This is a genomic window from Salinibacterium hongtaonis (genome assembly GCF_003065485.1).
GTDB lineage: Bacteria > Actinomycetota > Actinomycetes > Actinomycetales > Microbacteriaceae > Homoserinimonas > Homoserinimonas hongtaonis.
The window spans coordinates 924,596-944,185 of record NZ_CP026951.1 but is presented as its reverse complement, the minus strand read 5'-3'; the positions used below and the strand labels follow the sequence as shown (position 1 = coordinate 944,185).

At 63.1% G+C, this 19,590-nt stretch carries 19 protein-coding genes; 2 read left to right on the top strand and 17 right to left on the bottom strand.

What is annotated here, in order from left to right; genetic code table 11:
• Positions 1–13: 13 nt before the first annotated feature.
• Positions 14–694: a transcriptional repressor LexA gene (gene lexA / locus C2138_RS04570; RefSeq protein ID WP_108515895.1), complete on the top strand. Its 681-nt coding sequence runs from the start codon at positions 14–16 to the stop codon at positions 692–694.
• On the opposite strand, the gene hflX is transcribed toward lexA, so the two are convergent.
• Positions 691–2,214 (bottom strand): GTPase HflX, encoded by a 1,524-nt coding sequence (gene hflX, locus C2138_RS04565; RefSeq protein WP_108515894.1) that lies wholly within the window; start codon positions 2,212–2,214, stop codon positions 691–693. The two genes, lexA and hflX, sit on opposite strands and share 4 nt — an antisense overlap.
• Positions 2,215–2,256: 42 nt before the next feature.
• Between hflX and C2138_RS04560 the strand changes: the two genes are divergently transcribed.
• Positions 2,257–2,865 (top strand): class I SAM-dependent methyltransferase, encoded by a 609-nt coding sequence (locus C2138_RS04560; RefSeq protein ID WP_108515892.1) that lies wholly within the window; start codon positions 2,257–2,259, stop codon positions 2,863–2,865.
• Between the two features lie 39 nt (positions 2,866–2,904).
• Here C2138_RS04560 and dapF read toward each other — a convergent pair whose 3' ends face one another.
• The 16 genes from dapF to C2138_RS04480 form a co-directional block, all read right to left on the bottom strand.
• The gene (gene dapF, locus C2138_RS04555; RefSeq protein ID WP_108515890.1) at positions 2,905–3,780 is read right to left on the bottom strand and encodes a diaminopimelate epimerase; all 876 of its coding nucleotides are present in this window, start codon (positions 3,778–3,780) and stop codon (positions 2,905–2,907) included.
• Between the two features lie 3 nt (positions 3,781–3,783).
• A complete protein-coding gene (miaA, locus tag C2138_RS04550; RefSeq protein WP_108515888.1) occupies positions 3,784–4,791 on the bottom strand; it encodes a tRNA (adenosine(37)-N6)-dimethylallyltransferase MiaA in 1,008 nt (335 codons plus the stop codon).
• Positions 4,778–6,355 carry a tRNA (N6-isopentenyl adenosine(37)-C2)-methylthiotransferase MiaB gene (gene miaB, locus C2138_RS04545; RefSeq protein ID WP_108518801.1) on the bottom strand — a complete coding sequence of 526 codons (1,578 nt, stop codon included), beginning with the start codon at positions 6,353–6,355 and terminating at the stop codon, positions 4,778–4,780. The genes miaA and miaB overlap by 14 nt, the downstream gene beginning before the upstream one ends.
• A gap of 60 nt (positions 6,356–6,415) precedes the next feature.
• Positions 6,416–7,123: a regulatory protein RecX gene (locus C2138_RS04540; protein WP_108515886.1), complete on the bottom strand. Its 708-nt coding sequence runs from the start codon at positions 7,121–7,123 to the stop codon at positions 6,416–6,418.
• Between the two features lie 2 nt (positions 7,124–7,125).
• Positions 7,126–8,205: a recombinase RecA gene (gene recA / locus C2138_RS04535; RefSeq protein ID WP_108515885.1), complete on the bottom strand. Its 1,080-nt coding sequence runs from the start codon at positions 8,203–8,205 to the stop codon at positions 7,126–7,128.
• Positions 8,206–8,562: 357 nt separating this feature from the next.
• The gene (locus tag C2138_RS04530; RefSeq protein WP_108515883.1) at positions 8,563–8,784 is read right to left on the bottom strand and encodes a DUF3046 domain-containing protein; all 222 of its coding nucleotides are present in this window, start codon (positions 8,782–8,784) and stop codon (positions 8,563–8,565) included.
• Positions 8,785–8,823: 39 nt separating this feature from the next.
• The gene (locus tag C2138_RS04525) at positions 8,824–9,180 is read right to left on the bottom strand and encodes a helix-turn-helix domain-containing protein (RefSeq protein ID WP_108515881.1); all 357 of its coding nucleotides are present in this window, start codon (positions 9,178–9,180) and stop codon (positions 8,824–8,826) included.
• Between the two features lie 134 nt (positions 9,181–9,314).
• Positions 9,315–9,800 carry a CinA family protein gene (locus C2138_RS04520; protein ID WP_241961177.1) on the bottom strand — a complete coding sequence of 162 codons (486 nt, stop codon included), beginning with the start codon at positions 9,798–9,800 and terminating at the stop codon, positions 9,315–9,317.
• Complete coding sequence (gene pgsA / locus C2138_RS04515) at positions 9,797–10,390, bottom strand: CDP-diacylglycerol--glycerol-3-phosphate 3-phosphatidyltransferase (protein ID WP_108515879.1); 594 nt, start codon at positions 10,388–10,390, stop codon at positions 9,797–9,799. Before pgsA ends, C2138_RS04520 begins: the two co-directional genes overlap by 4 nt.
• A gap of 22 nt (positions 10,391–10,412) precedes the next feature.
• The gene (locus tag C2138_RS04510; RefSeq protein WP_108515878.1) at positions 10,413–13,190 is read right to left on the bottom strand and encodes an FtsK/SpoIIIE family DNA translocase; all 2,778 of its coding nucleotides are present in this window, start codon (positions 13,188–13,190) and stop codon (positions 10,413–10,415) included.
• 83 nt (positions 13,191–13,273) lie between these two features.
• Positions 13,274–14,491: an ABC transporter permease gene (locus C2138_RS04505; protein WP_108515876.1), complete on the bottom strand. Its 1,218-nt coding sequence runs from the start codon at positions 14,489–14,491 to the stop codon at positions 13,274–13,276.
• A complete protein-coding gene (locus C2138_RS04500; RefSeq protein ID WP_108515874.1) occupies positions 14,491–15,210 on the bottom strand; it encodes an ABC transporter ATP-binding protein in 720 nt (239 codons plus the stop codon). Before C2138_RS04500 ends, C2138_RS04505 begins: the two co-directional genes overlap by 1 nt.
• On the bottom strand, positions 15,207–16,181 hold the full coding sequence (locus C2138_RS04495; RefSeq protein ID WP_159078139.1) for an efflux RND transporter periplasmic adaptor subunit: 975 nt from the start codon (positions 16,179–16,181) through the stop codon (positions 15,207–15,209). The genes C2138_RS04500 and C2138_RS04495 overlap by 4 nt, the downstream gene beginning before the upstream one ends.
• A gap of 93 nt (positions 16,182–16,274) precedes the next feature.
• Positions 16,275–17,951, bottom strand: coding sequence for a ribonuclease J (locus C2138_RS04490; protein WP_108515871.1), 1,677 nt, complete (start codon positions 17,949–17,951; stop codon positions 16,275–16,277).
• A 91-nt stretch (positions 17,952–18,042) separates the two neighbouring features.
• Entirely contained in the window at positions 18,043–19,020 is a 978-nt protein-coding gene (gene dapA / locus C2138_RS04485) for a 4-hydroxy-tetrahydrodipicolinate synthase (protein ID WP_108515869.1), read from the bottom strand.
• A gap of 44 nt (positions 19,021–19,064) precedes the next feature.
• Positions 19,065–19,586 (bottom strand): dihydrofolate reductase, encoded by a 522-nt coding sequence (locus C2138_RS04480; protein WP_108518797.1) that lies wholly within the window; start codon positions 19,584–19,586, stop codon positions 19,065–19,067.
• Between the last annotated feature and the right edge of the window lie 4 nt (positions 19,587–19,590).

Genomic DNA, 19,590 nt, shown 5'->3' with positions numbered 1-19,590 from the left:
TAGCGAGGAGACCATGGACGAGAAGCCTTCAACCCGCCGGCGCAAAAGCCTGAGCGAGAAGCAACTGGCGATCCTCGACTTCATTCAGCGCGAGGTCTCGACCCGCGGTTATCCACCGAGCATGCGCGAGATCGGCGATGCCGTAGGACTCGCGTCGCTTTCGAGCGTGACTCATCAGCTGGGCCAGCTCGAACTCAGCGGCTATCTCCGCCGCGATCCCAATCGGCCGCGGGCCATCGAAATCCTCATCGACCTTCCGCAGTCCGATCGCACAGAATCGCCATCCTCGTCTGACGCCACCCCCGCTGCTCCCATTGGCGACGCCGCAATGGTTCCGCTCGTCGGCCGCATCGCCGCCGGTATTCCGATCACGGCAGAACAGCAGATCGACGAGGTGTTCCCCATCCCCCGCCAGCTGGTAGGCAAGGGCGACCTCTTCATGCTGAAGGTCGTCGGTGACTCCATGATCGACGCCGCAATCTGCGACGGCGACTGGATCGTCGTTCGTCAGCAAAAGACGGCGGAGAACGGCGACATTGTCGCAGCGATGCTCGACGACGAAGCGACTGTCAAGGTTTTTCAGCAGCGCGACGGCCACACCTGGCTTCTGCCACGCAACAGCGCATTCGCACCAATCCTGGGAGACTTCGCCGAGGTACTCGGCAAGGTTGTCGCGGTTCTTCGCTCGGTCTAGCCGATCGTCGAGAACTCCCGGAGCATCGGCTCATCGTGTTCCCGCACGCGAGCCTTAACGCGCGTGCCACCCTCTTCGTATTCGGTCGACTCGATAACGGCGCGGCCGTGCAGCATGGCAACCACATCCCCGCGGTCGTAAGGGATGAGGAGATCGAGCTCGATCGACGGCGTCGGAAGCAGGTCGCTGATGCGCTCGAGAAGTTCTTCAATGCCCTCTCCCGTGCGCGCAGAGACAAAGATTCCCGTCGGCTCGAGGCCGCGAAGGAGCAGACGCTGGTCATCATCCGCAAGGTCTGCCTTATTGAACGCGATGATCTCGGGGAGATCGCGGGCGCCCACCTCGCCGATGACGTCTCTCACCGTCGCGATCTGACTCGCCGGATCAGGATGAGACGCATCAACGACGTGCACGATGACATCTGAGTCTGCTACCTCTTCGAGAGTAGAGCGAAAGGCCTCGACGAGCTGATGTGGAAGATTCCGCACGAAACCGACCGTGTCGGTGAGCGTGTAAGGCCGACCATCCTCGGTAACTGACTTGCGAACCGTGGCGTCGAGGGTTGCGAACAGCGCGTTCTCGACCAGCACACCTGCACGGGTGATGCGGTTGAGCAGGCTCGACTTGCCGGCGTTGGTGTACCCAGCGATGGCGACGCTCGGAACCTCGAAGCGATTCCGGTTCGCGCGCTTTGCATCCCGAGCTGGCTTAAACTCCTTGATCTGCTTGCGCAGACGAGCCATGCGAGTGTGGATGCGGCGGCGATCGAGCTCGATCTTGGTTTCACCGGGACCACGGCTTCCCATGCCAGCCCCCGCGCCACCGACCTGGCCACCGGCCTGACGCGACATCGAGTCACCCCAACCGCGCAAGCGAGGGAGAAGGTATTCGAGCTGAGCGAGCTCGACCTGGGCCTTGCCCTCACGACTTTTGGCGTGCTGGCTGAAAATGTCGAGAATGACCGCGGTTCGGTCGATGACCTTGACCTTGATCGCATCCTCAAGCGCACGTCGTTGGCTCGGCGCCAGCTCGCCATCGACGATAACGGTGTCCGCCCCGACTGCTGCGACCACGCCCGCGAGCTCGCGCGCTTTGCCCTTGCCAAAGTATGTGCTGGGGTCAGGAGTTGCACGCTTCTGCAGCAAACCGTCGAGAACGACGGCTCCTGCCGTCTCCGCCAGGGCAAAAAGCTCGCGCATCGAGTTCTCGGCATCGCGAAGGTTGCCCTGCGAGTAGATGCCGATGAGCACAACCTGCTCTAGGCGCAGCTGGCGGTACTCAACTTCGGTAACATCGTCGAGTTCGGTCGAAAGACCGGCTACTCGGCGTAGCGCCTCGCGGTCTTCCCGGTCGAGCTGCTCTCCGTCGGCGTCATCCGAAGGCGCGACGGAATTTTCTTGGAGCGCCTGCGCTCGTCCACTTGAGAAGATGGTGTATCCAGACGAGCGCTGAGCAGCGCCCGCCAAAACACGCTCGATGACGTCATCGTCATTGCGCTTCTCTGATTCAGCTTCACTCATTGGGTTAACCCTAGCCCCTTGGTTTTCGATAGGTTTCTCTGCATGTCTAACGAGCACTACTTCTCCGCCCTGCCGGAAAGTGAGCTCAAGCTCCGCCCGATCACGGTGACCCTCGCTGGCCAACAGCGAACGCTTACGACGGCATCCGGAGTCTTCAGCCCTGACCGACTCGACGTCGGCACACACGTGCTGCTCAATAACACCCCACCCCCGCCGCCGGGTGGAAACCTGCTTGACCTTGGCTGCGGATGGGGCCCCATTGCCCTCACAATGGCCCTGGAATCGCCTCGCGCCACCGTATGGGCCGTGGATGTGAATGAGCGCGCTCTCGACCTTGTGCGGCGAAATGCGGCCACTCTCGGCCTTACCAATGTCAACGCCGTCCTGCCAGGAGATGTTCCCGACGACGTGACATTCATGGGCGTCCGCTCAAATCCACCCATCAGAGTCGGCAAGAGCGTGCTCCACGACATGCTGTTGCATTGGTTGCCGCGCCTTGAGCACAACGCCGACGCATGGTTGGTCGTGCAGCGGAACTTGGGATCCGACTCGCTGCACCGCTGGATGGAATCGGCTCTGCCGGGCGATTTCAGCATTACGCGGGCCGCGACAAATAAAGGCTTCCGCGTACTACGAGTACGCCACCGCTGAGCAACGAGCACCATCCGCCGGCGCCAGGACTCGGCCGAGCTAGACGCTGAGGTCGCCCTCAAAGACGAGCGTGGCCGGGCCGCTGAGCGACACATGCTCCCCGTCCTCTGCCGCCCACATGCGAACGCCGAGAACCCCGCCAGGCACCTCGACTCGCCAGTTGTTGGGGGCCGAAGGGCCCGCCCAATGACGCGTCGCCAGCGCGGCAGCAGCGGCACCTGTGCCGCAGGAGAGCGTTTCGCCGCTTCCGCGCTCGTGCACGCGCATCGTGATCTGCCCCACACCATCTTTGACTAAGGGGTCATGAGGCACGACAAACTCGACATTGGCCCCCTCGGGAGCAGCCGGATCGAGGATCGGAATGACCGTGAGGTCGGCGGCCTCGAGCTCCTCCAACGACGACAGGGCAACGACGACGTGAGGGTTGCCGACATTGATGCCGAGGCCCGGGCGTGCGACGGCGACGTCCTTTGCCCGGACAAGCGGGTCGCTGCCATCAAGCGTCCAGCGCCCCAGGTCGACCTGGAAGCCGCGCTGGTTTCGCTGCAAGTCGCGTACCCCGGCCCTGGTGCCCACGGTGAGAGTTTCTGTTGGGCCGAGCTCCACGAGTCCCATCGACGTGAGGTACTCAGCGAAGACGCGGATGCCGTTGCCGCACATCTCCGATGGTGAGCCGTCGGCGTTATGATAATCCATAAACCACTCAGCGGCGCCGTCCTCGGCCAGTGATGCCGCCCCCGCGTCAAGGTTGGCGGATCGCACGGCCCGAATGATGCCGTCCGCTCCCACGCCGAACCGCCGGTCAGCGACGGCGGCGAGCTGCGCAGCCGAGAGCTCGATCTCGCCCTCTGGATCGGCGAACAGCACGAAGTCATTGCCCGTGCCGTGGCCCTTGGTGAAGTGGATGTCAGGCATCCGTCAAGGATAGTTGGCGGCGGCTTGGTATTCTGCCGCAGACATACGGTCGGCCGCGAGGCCGTGAGCCTGAGCAGCGGGATTCAGCGCGGCGCTCACCGCATCGTCGACGAGAGATGCGGAGTTGTAATCGAGCCAGATCGCAGTGCGATAGCGCCGGAACCAGCCGACCTGCCGACGCGCATACTTGCGGGTGAGGGCCCTCGTGCTCTCGATCGCCTCGGCCTGAGAGAGCTCGCCGCGGATCTGGTCAATCGCTTGCGCGTAGCCAATGGCGCGCCGGGCCGTGACTCCCTGCTCGAGCCCGAGTGCCATAAGCTGCTCGACTTCCCCGAGCAGGCCTGCATCCCACATGCGCTCGACTCTCGCGTCGAGTCGGGAGACCAGCTCGTCCCTCGGAGCCTGCAGCGCAATGATGGACGTTCTCGGCCACCACGGGGCATCTTCGGGAAGGCCCGCACCGAAGGGCTCCCCTGTGATCTCAATGACCTCCAACGCGCGAACGATGCGCCGGGCGTTATGGGGGCCAATCGAGGCCGCGGCCGCGGGATCCCGCTGCTTGAGCTGCTGAAAGAGCATTCCGGGACCCTGCTCGGCGAGCTTCTGTTCAAGCGCCGCGCGCACCGAGGGATCGGTGCCGGGGAACCGGAAATCGAACAGCACAGACGAAATATAGAGACCAGACCCGCCCACCATGATGGGAACCGCGCCGCGAGCAGCGATGTCGCCGATCAGAGTCCGCACCTCGTGCTGGTAACGCGCGACGCTCGCTTCTTCTGTGACATCGAGCACATCGAACATGTGATGGGGAATGCCCCGGCGGTCCTCTTCGGCAAGCTTGGCCGTGCCAATATCCATGCCGCGATAGAGCTGCATCGCATCGGCGTTGACGATCTCTGCGGAGCCGCCACCCATCCGGATGCGCTCGGCTATCGCAAGCGACAACTCGCTCTTGCCGGTGCCTGTCGCGCCGGCGACGACGACGAGCGGAGTGTGCTCAGCGCTCGCCATCGGTCACGTCATAGATGGGCATGGTCGCGACGCGAGGCGGCGTCGTGCCAGAGCCGATGCGGAGCGTTGGCACGCCCAACGAGACACGGCCAGGAGTCGATTCTCCAGAAGGGGATGGGGTACCACAGGACGCTGCCTGCGCGAGATCCCAGGCATCTCCCGACCGGGTTCGCCGGATGCTCGGGGTCGCGCCGGGTGCCGGGTCTGCAATGACGTAGAACGGCTTAGCATCAGAAACGGTCACGGTGACAACGTCGCCCGGCCGGGGGATGTCGGAGCCCTCAGGCAAAGAGAAATGCACGAGTCTGCTGTCTTCTGCACGACCGGAAAGCCTGTGGGTCACTGCGTCTTTTGTGCCCTCCGACGAAACCATGACCTCGACGGTGGTGCCGACGAGCTTCTGGTTCTCTTCCCACGAGATGCGATCCTGCAGCGCCACGAGACGCTCGTAGCGCTCCTGCACGATCTCCTTGGGGATCTGGTCGTCCATGGTCGCGGCCGGAGTACCGGGGCGAATCGAGTACTGAAAGGTGAACGCGGTCGCAAAACGCGCCTGCTCCACAACTCTGAGTGTCTCTGCGAAGTCTTCTTCGGTCTCGCCTGGGAATCCCACGATGATGTCTGTGGAGATTGCGGCGTTGGGGATCTTGGCCCGCACCCGGTCGAGGATGCCGAGGAACCGTTCGGATCGATAGCTGCGGCGCATCGCCTTGAGGATGCGATCGGAGCCGGACTGCAGCGGCATATGGAGTTGCGGCATCACGGATGGCGTCTCTGCCATCGCGTCAATAACGTCATCGGTGAAGGCGGCGGGGTGCGGACTGGTGAAACGGATTCGCTCGAGGCCCTGGATCTCGCCGACCGCTCGGAGGAGCTTGCTGAATGCCTGGCGGTCGCCGAACTCGACGCCGTAGGAATTGACGTTCTGACCGAGAAGCGTGACCTCGATCGCGCCATCCTCGACGAGGGCCCGCACCTCAGAAAGGATGTCTCCGGGGCGGCGGTCTTTCTCCTTGCCGCGAAGGGCCGGCACGATGCAGAACGTGCAGGTGTTGTTGCAGCCCACGGAGATGGAAACCCAGCCGCTGTGCGTCGACTCGCGCCTCGTGGGAAGGGTCGAGGGGAACACTTCGAGCGACTCGAGGATCTCGAGCTGAGCCTCCCCGTTGTGCCTGGCTCGCTCGAGAAGGGTAGGGAGCGACCCCATGTTGTGGGTGCCAAACACGACGTCCACCCAGGGAGCCTTCTCCAGGATGACGTTCTTGTCTTTCTGCGCGAGGCAGCCGCCAACCGCGATCTGCATCCCCTCATGGCGTCGCTTGATCGACGCCAACATGCCGAGGTTGCCGTAGAGCTTATTGTCGGCGTTCTCCCGGACAGCACAGGTGTTGATCACGACAACGTCTGGCTCAGTATCGATCGCTCGAACGTAGCCAGCCGCCTCGAGTGAACCGCTGAGCCGCTCTGAGTCGTGGACGTTCATTTGGCAGCCATAGGTGCGCACCTCGTAGGTGCGCGGAAGCTGCTCTTGGGCGAGCATGGGGGATGGTGCAACGGTCGTCATGATGGAGAACAGCCTAACGCTCCGCGCACCCGGCGCCATGTGTGAACGCCCTGGTCGGAGCTATCGAAACCGGACTCCCCCGCCGTCGCCCGATGGGCCCCCGGGAGAGCTGCCACGGGGGTGCGAGCCGCCGAGGGCATGATCGACTGAGTCGCGAACGACAGCTGAGCTATAACCTCGACGCAACATGAACGACGTGAGTCGACGCTTGGCTGTCTCTTTGTCGTATCGGCTCAGCTGCGAAGCACGTTTCTCGGCAATTTCGAAGGCACGCTCACGCTCGTCATCCGCATCGAGCGCCTCGATCGCGACGTCGATGATCTCTTGATCGATATGGCGGCGCCTCAGCTCACTGATGATCGATTGACGGCCAAGGCCTTTTCGCTCGTGCTGCGTGCGCACGAGTGTCTCAGCGAGGGCCGCATCGTCGATAAGCCCTACCCCCTCAAGGCGGTCGAGCTCATTCGTGATCGCGTCGTCATCGAGATCGCGCGAGCGCAATAGCTTTTCGAGCTCCCAGCGCGACATGTTGCGCCGGGTCAACCCGGCGAGACTGACATTCTCGGCTCGCCGGGTCTTCTTGTTAGAGAGACCCTTGGACTCTTCACTTTCGGTGGAGTCATTGGAGTCGGTGGAGTTGGTGGGGGACGGCTCGCTGACGAGCGTATCGGCAGTGCTCGCGGAGCCGACCCCGGGAGCCGCCCACGCTCCGGGGAGGTAGCTCACGGTTGCGAGGTGTTCCTCCCCAGAGTGTGAAGCGGTTGTCATGATCAGCCAGCCTTGCGCGTCGAGGCCTTCGTCGCGGGAGCCTCGGCCTTAGCTTTGGTCACAACAGGAGCCACAGCGTTCGGGTCCTTGGTGATCCCGAGCTTGACCTTGATCTTTTCTTCGATCTCGTTGGCGACGTCGGCATGCTCGATGAGGTAGCGGCGGGAGTTCTCTTTGCCCTGTCCGAGCTGGTCTCCGTCATAGGTGTACCAGGCACCCGACTTGCGGACGATCTCGTGTTCGACACCGAAGTCGAGAAGGCTGCCCTCTCTCGAGATGCCCACACCATAGAGAATGTCGAACTCGGCCTGCTTGAACGGCGGAGCCATCTTGTTCTTGACGACCTTGACACGGGTGCGGTTTCCCACCGCGTCGGTGCCCTCCTTGAGGGTCTCGATGCGACGGATGTCGAGGCGAACCGAGGCGTAAAACTTGAGCGCCTTTCCACCGGCGGTGGTTTCGGGGCTGCCAAAGAAGACACCGATCTTCTCGCGAAGTTGGTTGATAAAAATCATCGTGGTGTTGGTGGTGTTGAGGCCACCCGTGAGCTTGCGAAGCGCCTGAGACATAAGCCTGGCCTGGAGACCGACGTGGGAATCTCCCATCTCACCCTCGATCTCGGCACGCGGAACAAGTGCCGCAACCGAGTCGATGACGATGAGATCAATTGACCCGCTGCGAACGAGCATGTCGGCAATTTCAAGCGCCTGCTCGCCGGTATCGGGCTGCGATACGAGAAGGGCATCGATATCGACTCCGAGCGACTTGGCGTACTCGGGATCGAGAGCGTGCTCTGCGTCAATGAATGCCGCGATGCCTCCGGCGCGCTGAGCGTTGGCAATGGCGTGAAGGGTCAGCGTGGTCTTTCCCGACGATTCGGGACCATAGATCTCGACGATGCGGCCACGCGGAAGCCCGCCAATACCCAGGGCAACATCCAGCGCAATCGACCCCGTCGGAATCACCGCGACAGGTGCTCGCTCATCGCTTCCGAGGCGCATAACTGAGCCCTTGCCAAACTGCCGGTCAATCTGCGCGAGAGCGGTGTCTAGTGCCTTCTCGCGATCAGCTGCTGATGCCATTTCGTAGCTCCTGTCATGTGCACTTCCGGATAGCACCGGGGAGTGACGGGGTGATGTGCCTGTCTTCTGTCGCGTGCTGCTCGACCGATGAAGCAAGGTCGGACCGCCTACGACAAGGCTGGGTTGACGGCGTATGCCAGCACGTCAGACAGTAGAAGGCACCACCGACATCAGGATGTCGGCGAGGCGCATCGGTGCATGACCTGTTTCGATTGCCGCTGGTGAGGAGCCTACTCCCACCCGAACACATGTTCGAAGGGCTTCATGCCGCGTGTCGAAAAAATGCCCGAGAAATAGAGAAATAGAAATAGCGAAATATGGGACGGGTTGGTCTACCGACCTGCGTTAGCTCGCTTATCAGGGCTCGCGAAGAAGGCCGACTCCGTACCAGCGCGCTTCTGGCACATCGGATGCTCGGCAGATAGCAATCCATACGTCACGGGGATCCTGGCCCGCAGCGATCGCCTCATTGGCCGTGAGCCCGCCACACTCTGTCAGCGAAAGATCCTCCGCGAGCAACGCGGAATATGCATCGCCAAACTCATCGGCCATGGCGATTCGAAACTCACTCAGGCGCAACGGAACCCCATCGATCGAGAAAGAAGTCGAACGAATCGACTACCGAACAGCCATTCCTGCGTCGACGCCGGTGCCGATGGAGCGGTCAAAGCCACTCGCGAAACCGCGGCCGAAGGACGACCCGAAATCTTCGGGAACCGTGTCGGGAATGACGTGGAGGCCTTCAATGATCGCCATGCGATCACCGACCTCATGCATGATTACGGAAATGGGGGTATCGAGAGCCTCGGCAACCGAGGCAAGAATCTCGGAGCTGGCCTCTTTCTGGCCACGCTCGACCTCGCTCAAGTACCCGAGAGCAACGCTGGCGCGGCTAGCGACCTGACGAAGGGTCTGACCCTTCTGCAGACGGAAGTCCCGCAGAACGTCCCCGATCTCCTGTCGTACGAGAACCATTGGACCCTCCCCTGTCAGTGCTAAAAAACTCTGGCGTGTAAGAAACTCTAGCTAGCCCAGTCTGGGCAGCGCTTGTGAATCTAATGCTTGTAACACGATCGTAGCGAGCCCTATTCCCCGCATTGCGCCATCCCTCAGGATTCAATCACCCTGGCCAGGACCGCGTCGATCACCGAGTCGACGACCTGGGACCGAATCGAGGCTCTATCACCGACGAGGTCAAGAGCGATTACCCGCACGTCTGCTCCGATCGCGATTCCCACGAACACCGTGCCCGGAGGATGCCCGTGCTGGGGGTTAGGCCCGGCGACGCCCGTCGTGGAAATGCCGATGTCCGCGGCTTGACCACCGACCGCAAGTACCTCGCGCACTCGCGATGCCATCTGGGCCGCAACATCGGGGTGCACGGGGCCATGCACGTTGAGAACAGCAGAATCAACTCCGAGCAGCGAATGCTTGAGCTCTGTGTTGTAGGCGACGATTCCCCCGAGGACCGCAGCCGAAGCGCCGGGAACGTCGATGAGGCGGGAGACGACGGCGCCGCCCGTGAGGGACTCGGCAACGGCAACGGTGAGTCGCCGCTCGAAGAGCTCGCGCATGAGGCGTTCGGCGGATGTCACACGACCTCCTGGTGACGAATGGCCTTGACGAGGTAGTCGATTCCCGAGACAACCGTGGCGATCACGGCCGCAGCCATCAGTGCTCCGTTGACCCAGAGCATCCAGTCGCCTAGAACTACCCAGAGTGGAAAGAGATAGAAAGCAATCGCTACGGCCTGAAGAACAGTCTTGAGCTTGCCCCCGCGGGAGGCAGGAATGACGCGGTTACGCAGCACAGCCATGCGGTAAGCGGTGATGCCGAGCTCACGCACGAGGATGATCGCCGTGACCCACCACGGCAATTCGCCGATGATCGAGAGACAGACCAGGGTGCCCCCGATGAGGAGCTTGTCGGCGATGGGATCGAGGATCTTGCCGAAGTCTGTGACGAGGTTGCGGCTGCGCGCAATGTGCCCATCGATTCCGTCGGTGCCGATCGCGACGACGAAGAAAACAGCCGCGACCCACCGCAGCGGACCAAGCTCGCCGTTGTCGACCAGGAGCATCCAGAACAGCGCCGGCGCCATGAAGATGCGCACGATCGTGATGATATTAGGAACGTTGAGGATGCTGGAGGGGGTGTCTCCTGCGCGCCAGACTCGGCCGCGCATCCAGGTGGGGAGGTTCAGCGGTCTACTCCCTGTCGGTTAGTTGCCAGGCGTCCTCATTGGGAGCCTCGTCACTGTCATCGTATCCGCTTGTCATCTGAGCCACCGGGTCGCCGCTGTAGCGATCGTCGGCAGGCGCCGCAGAGGAGACGGCCGCGGCGGGACCAGGGCTGGCGCTCGAAGGGCTCGAGGGCTGCGGAGAGTCGTCACCGCGCAGGCTCGCGAGCACGCCCGGCAACTGCTCGGGACTCACGAGAACGTCGCGAGCCTTTGAGCCCTCAGAAGGACCAACGATCTCGCGCGCCTCGAGCAGGTCCATGAGCCGACCGGCCTTGGCGAAACCGACCCGGAGCTTGCGCTGCAGCATCGACGTTGATCCGAACTGGGTGCTGACCACGAGCTCGGCCGCGGCGAGGAGAACCTCAAGGTCGTCGCCGATGTCGCTGTCGATCTGCTTCTTTTCTGCGACAGCCGCGACGTCGTTGCGGTACTCGGGCCTCGCCTGAGCTGTGACGTGCTTGACGACGGTATTGATCTCGTCTTCGCCGACCCACGCGCCCTGCACGCGGATGGCCTTGGAGGCTCCCATCGGCAGGAAGAGCGCGTCTCCTTGCCCGATGAGCTTGTCAGCACCGGGCTGGTCGAGGATGACGCGGGAGTCGGTCATGCTGCTGACGGCGAAGGCGAGCCGACTCGGCACGTTCGCTTTGATGAGGCCGGTAACGACGTCGACGGACGGGCGCTGCGTCGCCAGAACCAGGTGGATTCCGGATGCTCGAGCAAGCTGCGTGATGCGCACGATCGAATCTTCGACGTCTCGAGGGGCGACCATCATGAGGTCGGCCAGCTCGTCGACGACGACGAGGAGGTAGGGGTAGGCCTTGAGCTTTCGCTCGCTGCCTGAGGGCAGCACGATCTCGTTGGCCACGACGGCCGCGTTGAAGTCGTCGATGTGGCGGTAGCCGAAGCTCGCCAGATCGTCGTATCGCATGTCCATCTCTTTGACGACCCACGCGAGAGCCTCCGCGGCCTTCTTGGGGTTCGTGATGATGGGCGTAATGAGGTGCGGGATTCCGGCGTACGGCGCAAGCTCGACCCGCTTGGGGTCGATCAAGACCATGCGCACCTCTGACGGCTTAGCGCGCATGAGAAGAGACGTGATCATCGAGTTGACGAAGCTCGACTTGCCGGAGCCGGTCGAACCGGCAACGAGAAGGTGAGGCATCTTGGCCAGGTTGGCCACGACGAAGCCGCCCTCGACATCCTTGCCGACACCGATAGTCATGGGGTGACGGCTCGTCGTGCTCTCGCGCGAGCGCAAAACGTCGCCGAGTGACACGATCTCGCGGTCGGTGTTGGGGATCTCGATGCCGATCGCGCTCTTGCCCGGGATCGGAGAGAGGATGCGAACCTCGTTGCTCGCCACCGCATACGACAGGTTCTTGCTCAGCGCGGTGACTCGCTCAACCTTGACACCAGGGCCGAGCTCAATCTCGTACCGCGTGACCGTTGGGCCTCGGCTGAACCCCGTAACGCGGGCATCCACAGAGAACTGCTTGAGAACCTCGGTAATGGCGGCGACGATATCGTCGTTGGCCTGCGATCGTGACTTGGGTGGCGTGCCCTGCTTGAGCGCGGTGGCCGCGGGGAGTCGATAGGGGGCGTAAGGAAGCTCTGGCTCGGCCTCAAACTCCCCCTGCTGCCCCTTGCCCGATGCGGAATCGGCGAAGCCGGGGAGGAGGTCGTCAACGAGCGGCTGGCCGTCGTCACGGATGCCGGTGCCCGCACCGACGACGGGCTCGACTTCGCCCGTGAATCGCTTGACGGCGTCTTCTGCCCTGGTGAGCTCCTCGATGAGTTCAACGCCGAAGTGAGCGTCATCCTCGGCCTCAGTAGCGGATGCGATGACCTCTGTCGCGGCGGAGGGCGCGAGCACGGGGCTATCGAACGCCGGGTCGACCTCCCGCTGAGTCTTGTTGCGTCGCCACCACGGAAGCGTCGCAGCCTCCTCCGGATCGATGCCGATGTCGTCGAAGTCGCCGAACTCCACAGACGACTCCGTGGCTGCCGCCTTCTCCCGTTCGGGGAGCGTCTCCCCAAACAGGTAGGCGTAAAGCTCGCGGAGTCGGCGGCCAATGCGATTCGGCGGCGTCTTGGTAATGATGAACAACGACAGCACGAGCACGAGCACGATAATCGGCACGGCCCCCCAGGGGGTGAGCACAAGCACGAGTGGTGCCGCGAGCACCCACCCGAAGACGCCGCCGGCTATCGCGAGCTGCTCCATGCCGTCCGCCGGGTTGGGCTGCCCTCCCGCGATGTGGCACAGCGCGCTGACGGTGATGAGAAGCAGCACGAGGCCGATTCCGATGCGTCCGTTGTCGTTGACGGAGGCGGGATGGCGAAAGAGCCAGATTGCGAACAGAAGCATGACGACCGGCAAAGCGTAGGCAACTCGACCGAAAAGACCGCCGAAGGTCCACGCGTCGAGCGTGATCGCGACAGCATCGTTGGGGTTGAACCACTCGACGATGGCGCCGGCAATCGCCAGCAAGAAGATGAGAAAGGGAACCCCGTCGCGTCGCTGGTCCTTCTCCAGGGATTCTCGCCCGAACAGCCGTGCGGCACCCCCGACAACGTGGGCCATGCCCATCCACGCCGCCGTGAGGAGGCCTGGCTTGGATTCGGGAGCTGCAACCGCCTTGGGAAGTACCTTCGTCGCTTTTGTCGTTCCCTTTGAGGAGGATGTCGAACCGCGCGACGACGTGCGCGCGCGCGACGACGCCTTGCTGTTCGTAGCCATGCGATAACGCTACCTGCGCGCACCGACACAGGCTGGTTAGCGGAGCGCGTGTCCGATCCAGGCGCTCCGCACAACGGACATCTCTAGAACCTGATCGCGTCGATCACCTTGACACGAACAGCGACGAGAGCGGGAAGGAGCCCGGCGAGCGCCCCCACGGCCGTTGCCGCGCCGAGACCGACGAGGGCTGCTTCGAGGGGGAAGGCCGGGGTATCCAGGACTCCCTGCGCGAGTGCCTGCTGCACCATCGGATTGTTGACGATGAGAATCGCGGCCAGAACACCGATAACACCGGCGGCAAACGACGCGACGACACTCTCCATCATCACGGCAAAGAACACTCTGCCCGCAGTGGCCCCGAAGCTCCTTCGGATGCCAATCTCTCTGATGCGTTGGCGCACCGTCACGAGCGAGATGTTGACGAGACCGAGGGCGCCAAGGAGAAGAACCAGGGCAGCGACACCGGCCACCAACAGCTTGAGCGGCAGGAGAGGATCTGGTCCGTTCCAGGCCGCGTAGTCCTGTCGATTTGCTTGGATGTCGACGTCGGAACCGAGGACTCCCGCAAGATCGCGTCGCACAGCTTCCGCCAGTTCTTCTGCGATCTCGGCTGGAACCCACAGCTTGTACTCGCTCGGCAAAGCTGAGGCGACGCTGGGCGGAGTAATGCGCTGATAAGCCGAATCCAGGATGAAAGCCACAGGACCTTCATATTCCGACGAGGGAACGACGCCGACGATCACGGCCGTCGTCGGATTCTCGCCGACGAATTTAAGGGTGGGATTGCGGTCAAGACTCGGTGACCCCAGAAGGTTCATAACCTTGTCGTTCACGACAACTGCCGGAGCAAGTCTGGTCTCGTCAAAGTCAGTGAACCACGACCCCTCTGCCACCTGCATTCTGTGCATCGTTCCGTAGTCGACGTCAACCGCCTGCATGTCTATGAGCCGAACGCCGTCGTCGAACTGCGCAGACGACGCCGTCCACCGAATAGCGGTCGAGTGCCCAATTTGATAGCGGTCGACGACGATATCGATCGCGTGCTCAAGCTCCGGCCCCGTCACCTGTTCGCCCGTGCTCATCTTGTAGGCGTAGATCGAAATGGTTGCCGGCCGACCTGAGCCACGTTCCATGCTCTCCGTCGTCGACTGCTGAACGATGCCGCCGAGGCCAACGACCGTGGTGATCGCCGTCACCGCGACACCAACACCGACGAGACTCAGCATGACCCGCGTCTTGTGGATGCGCAGCTCTGCCCATGCTTCAGAGACTGCCCCTAAGAATCCTGTAACGAAGCGCATCAGAGCGTGGCCTCCTGAACGGCACGAACGGACTCGACCGTGACGGGAGACAGCACGCCCTTGTCGAGCCGGTAGTGCCGGCGAGCGAGCGCGGCAACGTTCGCGTCATGGGTGATGGTGATGAGCGCGGCGCCGGATTGCGCGGCGACCTCGTCGACCAGCGCCATTACCGTTGCGCCCGTTTCGATATCGAGGGCTCCTGTCGGCTCGTCCGCCAGGATGAGGCGCGGCCCCCGCACCAGGGCGCGGGCAATGGCTACACGCTGTTGTTCGCCGCCCGAGAGTTTCTCGGGCATCGAGGTGAGGCGCTCCCCCAGGCCGACTCTCTCCAGCATCTCGGCGGCGAGGTTCCGGCGATTCCAGAAGGCGCGGCCCGTCGCATAGAGCAGCGGCGTCATCACGTTCTCCAGAGCGGTGCGCCCCGGGAGCAGATTGAACTGCTGAAAGATGAAACCGATGTCGTTGCCCCTCGCCCGGTCTCGCGCTCGGGTACTGAACGTGGAGACGGGGCGGTCGTCGAACATGATGCGCCCGGTGGTGGGGGTATCTAGAAGCCCCAAAAGGTTGAGCAGCGTGGTCTTGCCTGACCCGCTGCGCCCCACGACAGAGACATGATCTCCGACGGCAACATCGATGTCGACGCCCTTGAGAATGTGAAGCTGTTCGCCCTCTGGCAGTTCGACGGAGCGAGTGACCCCCTCGAGCCGAAGCAGGGTCACGAGCACTCCATCCCGGAGTCGGGGTCACAGTCTCCCAGGGCTGCCGCACCGGGCACGAACTCGAGAACAACGTCACCCTCGGCGAGGCCCGTCATCACTTCGACGCTGAGCCCGTCGTTGAGGCCGAGTGTTACCGTCCGAGGTTCTGTTGCACCATCCGCTGTGACGAAGTGCACAATTCCCGTGCCGCTCGTTCCTTCAACCGCCGTGATGGGAACGGTGAGCACATTCTCCGCGGCACCGCCCGAAATAGTGACCTTGGCCGACAGACCCGAGAACACAGTGACGTCGGCGGGTACCGCACAGCGCAGCGTTGTTCCCGACCCCTCGGCGCCCTCGGCGCCCTCAAGCGCTGTCGTTATGCGCACACCCGTGCAGGTGAAGCTGGCGGGACCACCGGTGACGCTAACGAGAGCATCCGTCGGCTGGTTGAGTAGGCGGTATTGCTGTTCAGGGAGCAGCGTTGCCGAGACATGAAAGCTCGGCGGAGCAATCTTGGCGATCGAATCACCAATCGCGGCAGCCTGACCAACGATCACGGCAACCGTCGACACCGTTCCTGCGGCGGGCGCAACAACCTTGAGATCACGCGCCCAGGTGGTGCCGTCATCGCGGATGACGTCTTCGCGGATGACGAACATTTCTGCGCCAGCATCGACCCACGCTCCCACCGTCACCGACACCTTGCGCACAACCCCGGGTGCCGTCGATCGCACGGCTACCGCCTCGTCGGCGGACACCGTGCCCGTAAGCACGACGTCATTCTTGATCGTGCCGAGAGCCACGGGAACCTGCGGAGACATCATGGATGCCGACGGAACGTCAACATCGGGAGCATCCGCCTGGCCGCCGAAAAAAGCGAGCTTGACGAGCGCCACCGCGATCGCCGCGAAGACCACCAAACGAAGACTCGGGAATATCCACTTTCGCCAGACGCCCACGCGAGCTCCACCCGTCAGGACCGGGGCCATTCCCGGCATCGAGACGACCCTAGCGACGCAGAAGGGGCCGCGCCATCATCATTACGGATGATGTTGCGGCCCCTGTGCGAACAAAGGCGGGAGCTATGCCTCGATGACGACGGGAACGATCATCGGGCGACGACGGTGCTGCGTGTTGACCCAGCGACCCACGGTGCGCCGAATTACCTGGCTGAACGCGTGCGAATCGCGGGTGCCGTTCTCTGCTGCCTCGGCAAGCGCCCGCACAATGAGCGGCTTGACGGCGTCGAAAACTGCCTCGTCCTCGGCGAAACCTCTGGCCTGAATCTCGGGCCCGACGATGACCCGCCCGGTCTGCGCGTCCACAGCCGCGAAGATCGAGATGAAGCCCTCCTCGGCGAGAATGCGGCGATCTTTGAGGTCAGCATCCGTGATCTCTCCGACGGTCGAGCCGTCGACATAGACGAAGCCGATATCGAGCTGTCCGACAATCGCCACCTCGCCGTCGCGAAGGTCGATGACGGCGCCGTTCTCCACGATGAACGTGTTCTCCTCTGGCACCCCCGTCTGCACCGCGAGATCGGCGTTCGCCACGAGGTGGCGGTACTCGCCGTGGACCGGAAGCACGTTCTTCGGTCGCAGGATGTTGTAGCAATAGAGCAGCTCGCCGGCGCTCGCGTGGCCAGAGACATGCACCTTGGCATTGCCCTTGTGCACAACGTTGGCACCGAGCTTGATGAGACCGTTGATGACGCGGTAAACGGCGTTTTCATTGCCGGGGATGAGGCTCGACGCGAGGATGACGGTGTCGCCCTTGCCCACCTCGATCTTGTGCTCGAGATTGGCCATGCGGGATAGCACCGCCATGGGCTCACCCTGCGAACCGGTGCTCATATAGACGATTTTGTCGTCGGGGATGTCACCAGCCTTCTTGAAGTCGACGAGAACGCCCTCGGGAACCTTGAGATAGCCGAGCTCAGCCGCGATGCCCATGTTGCGCACCATTGAGCGCCCCAGGAACGCAACGCGGCGGCCATTGGCGTGCGCAGCATCCAGAACCTGTTGTACGCGGTGCACGTGGCTCGAGAAGCTCGCCACGATGACTCTGCGCGGAGCCTTGGCGATGATGCCCTCGAGCACGGGGCCGATGCCCCGCTCGGGTGCGGTGAAGCCGGGCACATCGGCATTGGTGGAATCGGGAAGGAACAGATCGACGCCAGCCTCACCGAGACGCGCGAACGCGCGGAGGTCGGTGATGCGGTCGTCGAGCGGCAGCTGGTCCATTTTGAAGTCGCCCGTGTGGAGCACGACGCCAGCGCTGGTCTTGATCGCGACCGCAAGAGCGTCGGGAATCGAGTGGTTCACGGCCACAAACTCCAGTTCGAAGGGGCCGAACTGCTCGGTCTGCCCCTCCTTGACCGTGAGCGTGTATGGCGAGATGCGGTGCTCCTTGAGCTTTGCCTCGATGAGGGCAAGCGTGAGGTTGGAGCCGATCAGCGGGATGTCCTGGCGAAGCCTCAGCAGGTAAGGCACCGCGCCGATGTGGTCCTCGTGGCCGTGCGTGAGAACCACGCCAAGCACGTCGTCGAGGCGATCGCGGATGGGCGTGAAATCGGGCAGGATCAAGTCGACGCCGGGCTGGTGCTCTTCGGGGAAGAGCACACCGCAGTCGACGATAAGCAGCTTGCCGTCAAGCTCGTAAACGGTCATATTGCGACCGATTTCGCCAACGCCTCCGAGAGGGATGACGCGGAGCGTGCCTGGTTTGAGCGCTGCGGGCTGATAGATATGTGAGTTCATGGCGTCCTGTGCTGTCGCGACCGGTCAGGCCGATGTGTTCTAGGGCCCCTAGCCCTCGGTGTGAAGTTGTTGTTGGTTTCGCCGACGGAGGTCAGCGGGTGGTGCCTGCGACCTTGGGGAGCGCGCCGCCGGCGGCAGCGTTGCGGTCGGGGCGGAAGTTGCTGAGGTCGAGACCCGGAATCTCCCCGACCAGAGCCAACTCGTCTTCGATCATCGCTGCCTCGAAGTCCTCAGGGCCCACGAGCGGAAGGCGCACACGGGGTGACCCGATGCGGCCAAGGCCGTGAAGGATGTACTTGGCCGCAACCGTGCCGGGCACGTGAGTCATCGCTGCGCGCACGAGAGGCTCAAGCTGCTTGTGCGCTGCGGTTGCGGTGGTGAGGTCGCCCGCGTTGACGGCGTCTACGATGACACGGTACGGCGCGGGAGCAATGTTGGCCGTGACCCCGATGAGGCCGGCAGCGCCGATTGAGAGGTGCGGGAGCACGTTGGCGTCGTCGCCCGAAAAGTAGAGCAGATCGGTCTGGTTGAGCACACGGCTCACCTCGGCCAAATCGCCCTTGGCATCCTTGACGGCCAGGATGTTGGGGTGCTTCGCAGCCCGCAGGATCGTCTCGTACTTGATGGGGATGCCGGTGCGGCCGGGGATGTCGTAGAGGATGACGGGAAGATCTGTGGCGTCGGCGATCATTCGGAAGTGCGTGAGCACGCCGGCCTGAGTGGGCTTGTTGTAGTACGGAGTGACGATCATGACGCCGTCGGCGCCCGCCTTCTCGCTGGCCTTGTAGAGCTCGATGGCGTGGGCCGTCTCGTTGGAACCACCGCCGGTGATGATCTTGGCCCGGTTGCCGGCCACGGCCTTGGCAACCTCGACGAGCTTGAGCTTCTCTGGGTCGGTGAGGGTGCTGGTCTCCCCCGTTGTGCCCGTGACGACGATGCCGTCGGCACCGCCGGTGATGACGTCGTCGATGTGCTTCTCAACGTCGTCCCACGCAACCTCGCCGTCGGCGGTGAAGGGGGTAACGAGCGCGACCAGGACCTGGCCGAAGGGATTGTTGAGTTCAGTCACCCCTCAAGGTTACCGCCCGACGCTGCAGACCAATGCACGTGCGATTAAGAAGTCGCTCCGCGTTTCGCGTAGCTGACGAAGCGGTATCCGAGGCCGCTCTTGGAGGCGTTCCAGCCCTCAGCCGGCTCGATCGCAGAAACCGCCCATTCCTCGCCGATCGTCGGCGCCAGGACATCGCCTTCGAACTGGGCACGAATCTCGGTGACCTCAAGCCTGTCGGCCTCGCCGATGACCGCGGCGTAGATCTCGCTGCCGCCGATGACCCAGACCGTTTCGCCCTCCGGCAGACCGTCCCCCGCGAGCGCGAGAGCGTTGGCGATGCTCGGTGCGACCTCGGCCCCCTCGTCACTCCACCGAGACTGGCGCGTGACGACGATATTGCGGCGGCCAGGCAAGGGGCGCGACCGCGGCGGAAGCGACTCCCAGGTCTTGCGGCCCATGATGACCGGGCTGCCCAGAGTGAGCTGCTTAAAGCGGGCGAAGTCCTCGGGAACATTCCAGGGCATGACCCCGGCGCGACCGATGATTCCCCCCTCCGCCTCTGCCCAGATCAAGGCGATATTCATCTGA